The following is a 7597-nucleotide window of genomic DNA, read 5'->3' as shown; positions in this document are numbered from 1 at the left end:
TTTGACCCGATCACGTTGCCCAGCGCCACATCTGCGCGCCCTCTGACCGCGGCAGTCACCGAAGTTGCAAGTTCTGGCAGCGACGTGCCAACCGCTACCAGTGTCAGGCCAATCACTGCCTCGGAAATGCCGATGGCGCGGGCGATGCCTGTGGCCCCCTCGACCAGAAAATGCGCGCCAAGCGGAAGCCCAATAAGGCCCGCCGCCAGCATAGCCGCCATGCGCCAGCCGGGCATCTGGGGGCCTTTGGCAGGCACATCGATGTCATCATCTTCTTCTTCGGGTGCCGAGCGGCGCGCGCGAACCGCCAGCGCCTCACGCACCGTGAAACCTGTCATCACGGCCAAGACACCCAGCAGCAACAGCGCCTGCGGCCAGTGAATCGGCCCAACCAGCGCCAGCGCGATAAATAGGGCGGTGGTGCCCATCATGAAAAGATAATCGCGGTGATAATCGCTTTCATCGGTGCGGATGACTACCAGCAAGGCAGGCAACCCCAGAACCAAAAGCACGTTGGCAATGTTCGACCCGATGACATTTCCCAGCGCCAAGGCAGGGGCACCATCCAGCACCGCGACGACTGAAACCATCATTTCAGGTGCCGAGGTGCCAAAAGCCACTACGGTAAGGCTGACGACCAGCGCGGGGATGCCCAATCGGTGTGCCAGTTCGACCGCTCCGCGCACGAGCGCGTCGCCTGCAAAGATTAGCAACACCAACCCTGCGGCGAGCGAAAGCAAGTCGATCGCCATCTAGGTGCCTCGTCCCTTCGTGCCGCAAGGGCAGGGCCGATCGGCCCGGTGGCTCCGGTTGCAGACAGGGCAGCGCTGCCGCCGTAGCGCAGCAGGCAGGCGCAGCCGCCCAAACAGTGCAAGTGCCACCATCACCACTAAAAAAAGGCTGACTGCTTTTACCATCGACTAAAGGCCATAGCGCGCCCAAAGCGCACGTTCTTCGGCCAAATCAAACGCCGCGCCCAAGGCAGACTGTGTTACCGCATCCGCCCCGAACCGCTGCCAGAGCGGGCGGCGGATTCCATAGGGCAAAAGCCGAACCTTCTCGCCGTAAAGCTCGCGCAATTTTGGGACCAGATGCGCTATGCCGTCGATCAGGCCGGCTTCAACCGCCTGCTCTCCCACCCAAATATCACCGGTGAAAAGATCGCGCCCCTCCGCCAGTTTCGCCCCCCGGCGCGCCACGACCTGTGCCTTGAATGCGTCGTGCATCGGTTCCAGCAGCGCTTTCAGGCGCGCCACATCTTCGGGCTTTTCGGGCCGGAACGGGTCCATGAAACTTTTGGCGGTGCCTGCGGTGTGCACCCGCCGTTCGACGCCGTAACGGTCGATCAGTCCGGCAAACCCGAACCCGGATGAAATCACACCGATCGAGCCGACAAGCGAGGTTGCATCGGCCCATATGTCGTCGGCTGCCGAGGCTAGCCAGTAGCCGCCCGATGCCGCGATATCTTCTACAAAAGCGTGCACTGGGCGCTTCAATTCCTCGGCCAGCCGCCTGATGCGCGCCGCGATCAGCGCGCTTTGCACGGGTGAGCCGCCGGGCGAGTTGATCACTAGTGCCACGGCGGCGGGCTTGCCCCGCTTGAAAGCGCGTTCCAGCAACGGGGCCAGCGCCGCGTCAGAAAGCCCCGAAGCGCCGGGGCGGGTTGCGCCGATGGCACCTTGCAGCCGCACGACAGCGACGCGCGGTGGGCCTTTGCGAAACGGGGGGATGAATTGTCTGAGGTCCATTCCACCGATGTAGGCGGCCCGCAAAGGCCCGGCAAGTTGCGCCAGACAATTTCGCCAGCAACGTGACAAGAGGGCACGACAATCCCGCAAATTGTCGCAGGGCTTCGTGCTTCTGTGTCGCTGGCGCGCGATGAAAGGCCGAGGAAAGCAAAGATTTGATTTCTCCCTCGTCACACTTTAGGCCACGCTCGACCTACCCAGGAGCCTGCCATGCCCAATACTGCCATCGCCGCCCGTTCCGCCGAAATCTGTCGCGAACACGCGGGCCGAGAAGGAGCCCTGTTGCCAATATTGCACGCCGTGCAGTCCGAGTTTGGCCATGTTCCGGCACCGGCGCTGCCAGTCTTGGCCAAGGCATTGGGTGTTACCGTGGCCGAGGTGCAGGGCGTAGTCAGCTTTTATCACGACTTCCGCACCGCACCGCCCGGACGCCATGTGTTAAAGATCTGCCGCGCCGAGGCATGTCAGGCAATGGGCGGAAATGCCCTGGCCGATGCCGCCAAGGCGCATCTCGGCGTGGATTGGCATGGCACCTCGGAAGATGGGGTGACGCTAGAGCCGGTCTTTTGCCTTGGCCTCTGCGCCGCCGCCCCCGCCGCGATGTTGAACGGTGTGCTGGCCGCGCGGGTGGACCCCGCCCGACTGGCCGAGATGCTGGCGGAGGCGGGCGCATGAAGATTTATGTGCCCGCAGATGCAGCCGCCCGCGCGTTGGGTGCCGATGCAGTAGCCAGCGCCATCGCTGCCGCAGCCGAACGCCGCGGCATTGCGGTGCAGATCGTTCGCAACGGCAGCCGTGGTATGGTCTGGCTCGAACCCTTGGTCGAGATTGAAACACCGCAAGGGCGGCAGGGCTTTGGCCCCTTCGCCCCCGCCGATGCCGAGGCGCTTTTCGATGCACCCGCCACGCACCCAAAGGCGCTGGGCCTGACCGAGGAAATCCCATATTTGAAGCGCCAGACGCGGGTGACATTTGCGCGCGTCGGCGTGATCGACCCGCTCGATTTGGCGGATTATGAGACCAATGGCGGCCTTGCCGGGTTGCGCAAGGCGCTGCAACTTGGCTCCGAAGGCATCATCGCCGAAGTGACCGATAGCGGGTTGCGCGGGCGTGGCGGTGCGGGCTTTCCCACGGGCATCAAATGGCGCACCGTGGCCGACGCGCCGGGGCCGCAGAAGTATATCGTTTGTAATGCTGACGAAGGTGATAGCGGCAGCTTCGCCGACCGGATGCTGATCGAAGGCGACCCCTTCAGCTTGATCGAGGGTATGGTGATCGCAGGTATCGCCGTGGGGGCCGACCGGGGCTATGTCTATCTGCGCTCTGAATACCCTGACGCGATCACGGTGATGGAACGCGCGATCAGCTTGGCGCGGGATGCGGGGTTGCTCGGGCCCGCCGTGATGGGCAGCGACTTCGCCTTTGACATGGAAGTGCGCGTCGGTGCCGGTGCCTATGTCTGCGGCGAGGAAACCGCGCTTTTGAACAGTATCGAAGGCAAGCGCGGCACCGTGCGCGCCAAGCCGCCTTTACCCGCGTTGCACGGTCTTTGGGCGAAACCCACCGTGGTCAACAACCTGCTGAGCCTCGCAACCGTTCCGATGATTCTTGCGCAAGGCGCGGCACAGTACTGTAACTATGGCACCGGGCGTTCGCGCGGCACCATACCGTTGCAACTGGCAGGTAATGTGCGCTTTGGCGGGCTGTTCGAGGCCCCCTTTGGCCTGACTCTGGGTGAAATTGTCAACGATATCGGCGGCGGCACCGCTACTGGCCGCCCGCTCAAGGCGGTACAGGTCGGTGGGCCGCTGGGCGCATGGTTTCCGCCCAAGCTGTTCGATACAGCCTTTGGCTATGAAGAATACGCCGCTGCGGGCGGGTTGATTGGCCACGCCGGGCTGGTTGTGGTAGATGATACTGCGGATATGGCGGCCTATGCACGGTTTGCTATGGAGTTTTGCGCGATCGAATCTTGCGGCAAATGCACGCCTTGCCGGATCGGTTCTGTGCGCGGGGTCGAAACGCTTGATCGGATTGCCGCAGGAGATGCGGCGGCGACCTCGTTGCTACACGACCTCTGCACGACGATGCGGCTCGGGTCGCTCTGTGCGCTTGGAGGCTTTGCGCCCTATCCGGTGCTGAGCGCGCTTGAGCATTTTCCGCAAGATTTTGCGCGCGCAAAGGAGGCTGTAGAATGAAAGATTTCGTCCTGCCCGGTCGCGACATGGGAACCCCCGCGTGCCAAGGTGCCCCGGTCAGCCTGACCATCGACGGTTTCCCGATTACAGTGCCAGCGGGCACCTCTGTCATGCGGGCCGCCGCCGAGGCGGGGATACGCATCCCCAAACTCTGCGCCACCGATAGCATAGAGCCCGTTGGTGCCTGCCGCCTCTGCGCGGTCGAAATCGAAGGCCGTCGCGGCACGCCCACCTCGTGCACGACACCCGTGGCCCCCGGCATGGTGGTGCACACCCAGACCGAAACTCTTGCCCGCCATCGGCGCGGGGTGATGGAACTGACCATTTCTGACCATCCGCTGGATTGCCTGACCTGCGCTGCCAACGGCGATTGCGAATTGCAGGACATGGCCGGTGCGGTGGGCCTGCGCGATGTGCGCTATACCCCCGGTGCCAACCATTTTGCGCAGCGCACGGCCGAAGCGCCAAACCCGGAATGGCGGCCCAAAGACACATCGAACCCCTATTTCACCTATGATCCCGCAAAGTGCATCGTCTGTATGCGCTGCGTGCGCGCTTGCGAAGAAGTGCAGGGCACTTTTGCGCTGACCATTGACGGGCGCGGGTTCGCAAGCCGCGTAGTGGCAGGGCAGGACGTGCCGTTCATGGAGTCTGACTGCGTTTCTTGCGGTGCGTGTGTGCAGGCTTGCCCCACGGCAACCTTGCAGGAAAACTCGGTCATCCAGATCGGCACACCCGAACGCAGCATCATCACCACCTGCGCCTATTGCGGCGTAGGCTGTAGCTTCGAGGCGCAGATGCGCGGCGATACGCTGGTGCGCATGGTTCCGTGGAAAGAGGGCAAGGCGAACCGCGGCCATTCCTGCGTGAAGGGCCGCTTTGCTTGGGGCTATGCGCAGCATCAGGACCGGATCCTGAAGCCGATGGTGCGCGAGGCCATCACCGACCCGTGGCGCGAAGTCAGTTGGGACGAGGCGCTAGGTTTTGCCGCCGCGCGCCTGACCGCGATCCGCACCGATTCGGGGCCGGATGCGCTGGGTGTCATCACCTCGTCGCGCTGCACCAATGAGGAAGCCTATCTGGTCCAAAAACTCGCGCGCGCGGTGTTTGGCACCAACAACACCGACACGTGCGCCCGAGTTTGCCATTCGCCTACCGGCTATGGGCTGAAGCAGGCCTTTGGCACCTCGGCGGGCACGCAGGATTTCGACAGCGTCGAGCAGCTTGATTGCGCACTGGTGATCGGGGCCAACCCGACTGACGGGCACCCCGTCTTTGCCAGCCGGCTTCGCAAGCGGTTGCGCGAGGGCGCAAGCCTGATCGTCATCGACCCGCGCCGGATCGACCTGCTGGACACCCCGCACATGGGCGAGGGGCTCCACCTGCCGCTGCGCCCGGGCACCAATGTGGCTGTGCTGACGGCATTGGCGCATGTGATCGTGACCGAAAAGCTTTACGACGAGGCTTTCATTCGCGCCCGTTGCGACTGGGATGAGTTTGCCGATTACATGGAGTTTGCCGCCCGCCCCGAAAACGGGCCAGAGGCGGTTGCGGCCTTGTCTGGCGTGCCTGCTGAAAGCATCCGGCGGGCGGCGCGCAGCTATGCCGCGGCCCCGAACGGTGCGATCTACTATGGTCTGGGCGTTACCGAACATAGCCAAGGCACCACTACCGTCATGGCCATTGCCAACCTTGCCATGATGACCGGCAACATTGGCCGCCCCGGCGTGGGTGTGAACCCGCTGCGCGGGCAGAACAACGTGCAAGGTTCTTGTGACATGGGCTCTTTCCCACACGAATTGCCGGGGTATCGGCACGTGTCGGACCCTGCGGTGCGGAGTATCTTTGAAGCGGTATGGGGTGTGCAGCTTAGCCCCGAGCCGGGTCTGCGCATTCCGAACATGCTTGATGCGGCGGTCGCAGGCCAGTTCCGCGCGATCTACATTCAGGGTGAAGACATCCTGCAATCGGACCCCGATACGCGCCATGTCGCGGCGGGCCTTGCGGCGATGGATTGCGTGATCGTGCATGACCTCTTCCTGAATGAAACCGCGGCCTACGCGCATGTGTTCCTGCCCGGTTCGACCTTTCTTGAAAAAGACGGCACGTTCACCAACGCAGAGCGGCGCATCAACCGTGTGCGCCGGGTGATGGCCCCCAAAAGCGGCTTTGCCGATTGGGAGGTGACGCAGCTGCTGGCCAATGCACTTGGCGGTGGTTGGGCCTACACCCACCCGAGCGAGGTGATGGATGAAATCGCTGCCACGACGCCGGGTTTTGCCGGGGTGAATTATGCCATGCTGGATGCGCGCGGATCGGTTCAGTGGCCCTGCAACGATGCTGCCCCCGATGGCAGCCCGGTCATGCATATCGGCGGCTTCGTGCGCGGAAAGGGGCGGTTCATCCGCACCGAATACATTGCCACCGACGAACGCAGCGGGCCGCGCTTTCCATTGCTGCTGACAACCGGGCGGGTGCTGAGCCAGTATAACGTTGGTGCCCAGACCCGGCGCACCGAGAATGTCGCATGGCATGAAGAAGACGTGCTGGAAATCCACCCCCACGATGCAGAGGTGCGCGGCATCAAGCACGGCGATTTTGTGCGCTTGGCTTCGCGCGTTGGCGAAATCAGCCTGCGCGCCGATGTTACCGAGAAGGTGGCACCCGGTGTGGTCTACACCACATTCCACCACCCCGGCACACAGGCCAATGTGGTCACCACCGAAAACTCTGACTGGGCCACAAACTGCCCGGAATACAAGGTGACGGCGGTGCAGGTGTCGCCCTCGAACGGGCCCTCGGAATGGCAAACCGAATATGCCGCCCTCATGAGCGCCGCGCGGCGCATCGCACCGGCCGCCGAATGAGCAATCGGGCGCGCACAACTGCGCGTTCGGTGCGGGCGTGGTCCGGCGCATGGCACGCAACCGAGCGGGTTTTGCCCGAAGAAGTGCCGGTTGCGCTGGTCTATGACGGCACGACGCAGGCGGTGATGATGGCGACGCCGTCGGATCTGGACGACTTTCTGCTTGGCTTCGCGCTGACTGAAGGGCTGATCGACGCACCCGACGAGCTGACCGGCACCGAGATCGTGGCGCAACCGCGCGGCATCGAGGTGCGGGGATGGCTTGCGCCGGAAGCCTCGGCGCGGCTGACTGCGCGCAGGCGGCTGAGTGCCGGGCCGGTTGGGTGCGGGCTTTGCGGCATCGACAGTATCGAGGCGGCGCTGCGCCCACTGCCGCCCGCGCCCGATGAGGTTGGCCCTTGGCTTGCCCCCGATGCGGTGGCGCAGGCAATGGCGGCGCTGACCGCCGCGCAGCCACTGCGCGCGCAGACCCGCGCGACCCACGCGGCGGGCCTGTGGTTGGCGGACGTGGGGCTGGTGGCCGTGCGCGAAGATGTCGGGCGGCACAACGCACTCGACAAGCTTGCGGGTGCGCTGGTGCAAGGTGGCGCGTCGCCTTCAGCGGGCATTCTGGTGCTGACCTCGCGGCTGTCGGTGGACCTTGTGCAGAAGGCCGCGATGATTGGCGCGCGGGTGCTGATCGGCGCATCGGCCCCTACCGCGCTGGCGGTGACCGAGGCAGAGGCGGCGGGCATCACATTGGTCGCGCGCGTGCGCGGCGCGAGTTTCGAGGTCTATTCCCACCC

6 protein-coding genes are annotated in these 7597 nt (G+C 64.1%); 4 read left to right on the top strand and 2 right to left on the bottom strand.

The features are described 5' to 3' along the window. A partial coding sequence (locus tag ABY403_RS11180; protein ID WP_372840891.1) for a calcium/sodium antiporter occupies window positions 1–752 on the bottom strand: 752 nt, incomplete at its 3' end. Between the two features lie 168 nt (window positions 753–920). Beyond that, the gene (locus ABY403_RS11175; protein WP_372840890.1) at window positions 921–1748 is read right to left on the bottom strand and encodes a S49 family peptidase; all 828 of its coding nucleotides are present in this window, start codon (window positions 1746–1748) and stop codon (window positions 921–923) included. A 210-nt stretch (window positions 1749–1958) separates the two neighbouring features. On the opposite strand from ABY403_RS11175, the gene ABY403_RS11170 reads away from it, so the two are divergent. The 4 genes from ABY403_RS11170 to fdhD form a co-directional block, all read left to right on the top strand. Continuing rightward, window positions 1959–2423: a formate dehydrogenase subunit gamma gene (locus tag ABY403_RS11170; RefSeq protein ID WP_372840889.1), complete on the top strand. Its 465-nt coding sequence runs from the start codon at window positions 1959–1961 to the stop codon at window positions 2421–2423. Next, window positions 2420–3946 (top strand): NADH-ubiquinone oxidoreductase-F iron-sulfur binding region domain-containing protein, encoded by a 1527-nt coding sequence (locus ABY403_RS11165; protein WP_372840887.1) that lies wholly within the window; start codon window positions 2420–2422, stop codon window positions 3944–3946. The genes ABY403_RS11170 and ABY403_RS11165 overlap by 4 nt, the downstream gene beginning before the upstream one ends. Next, window positions 3943–6813: a formate dehydrogenase subunit alpha gene (fdhF, locus tag ABY403_RS11160; protein ID WP_372840886.1), complete on the top strand. Its 2871-nt coding sequence runs from the start codon at window positions 3943–3945 to the stop codon at window positions 6811–6813. Before ABY403_RS11165 ends, fdhF begins: the two co-directional genes overlap by 4 nt. Next, the coding region (gene fdhD / locus ABY403_RS11155) for a formate dehydrogenase accessory sulfurtransferase FdhD (RefSeq protein WP_372840885.1) at window positions 6810–7597 on the top strand (788 nt) is incomplete at its 3' end. The genes fdhF and fdhD, both read left to right, overlap by 4 nt.

This window comes from Phaeovulum sp. (assembly GCF_041596715.1).
In the GTDB taxonomy this organism is placed as follows: Bacteria; Pseudomonadota; Alphaproteobacteria; order Rhodobacterales; family Rhodobacteraceae; genus UBA6213.
This window is presented reverse-complemented; position numbering and strand designations above follow the sequence as displayed.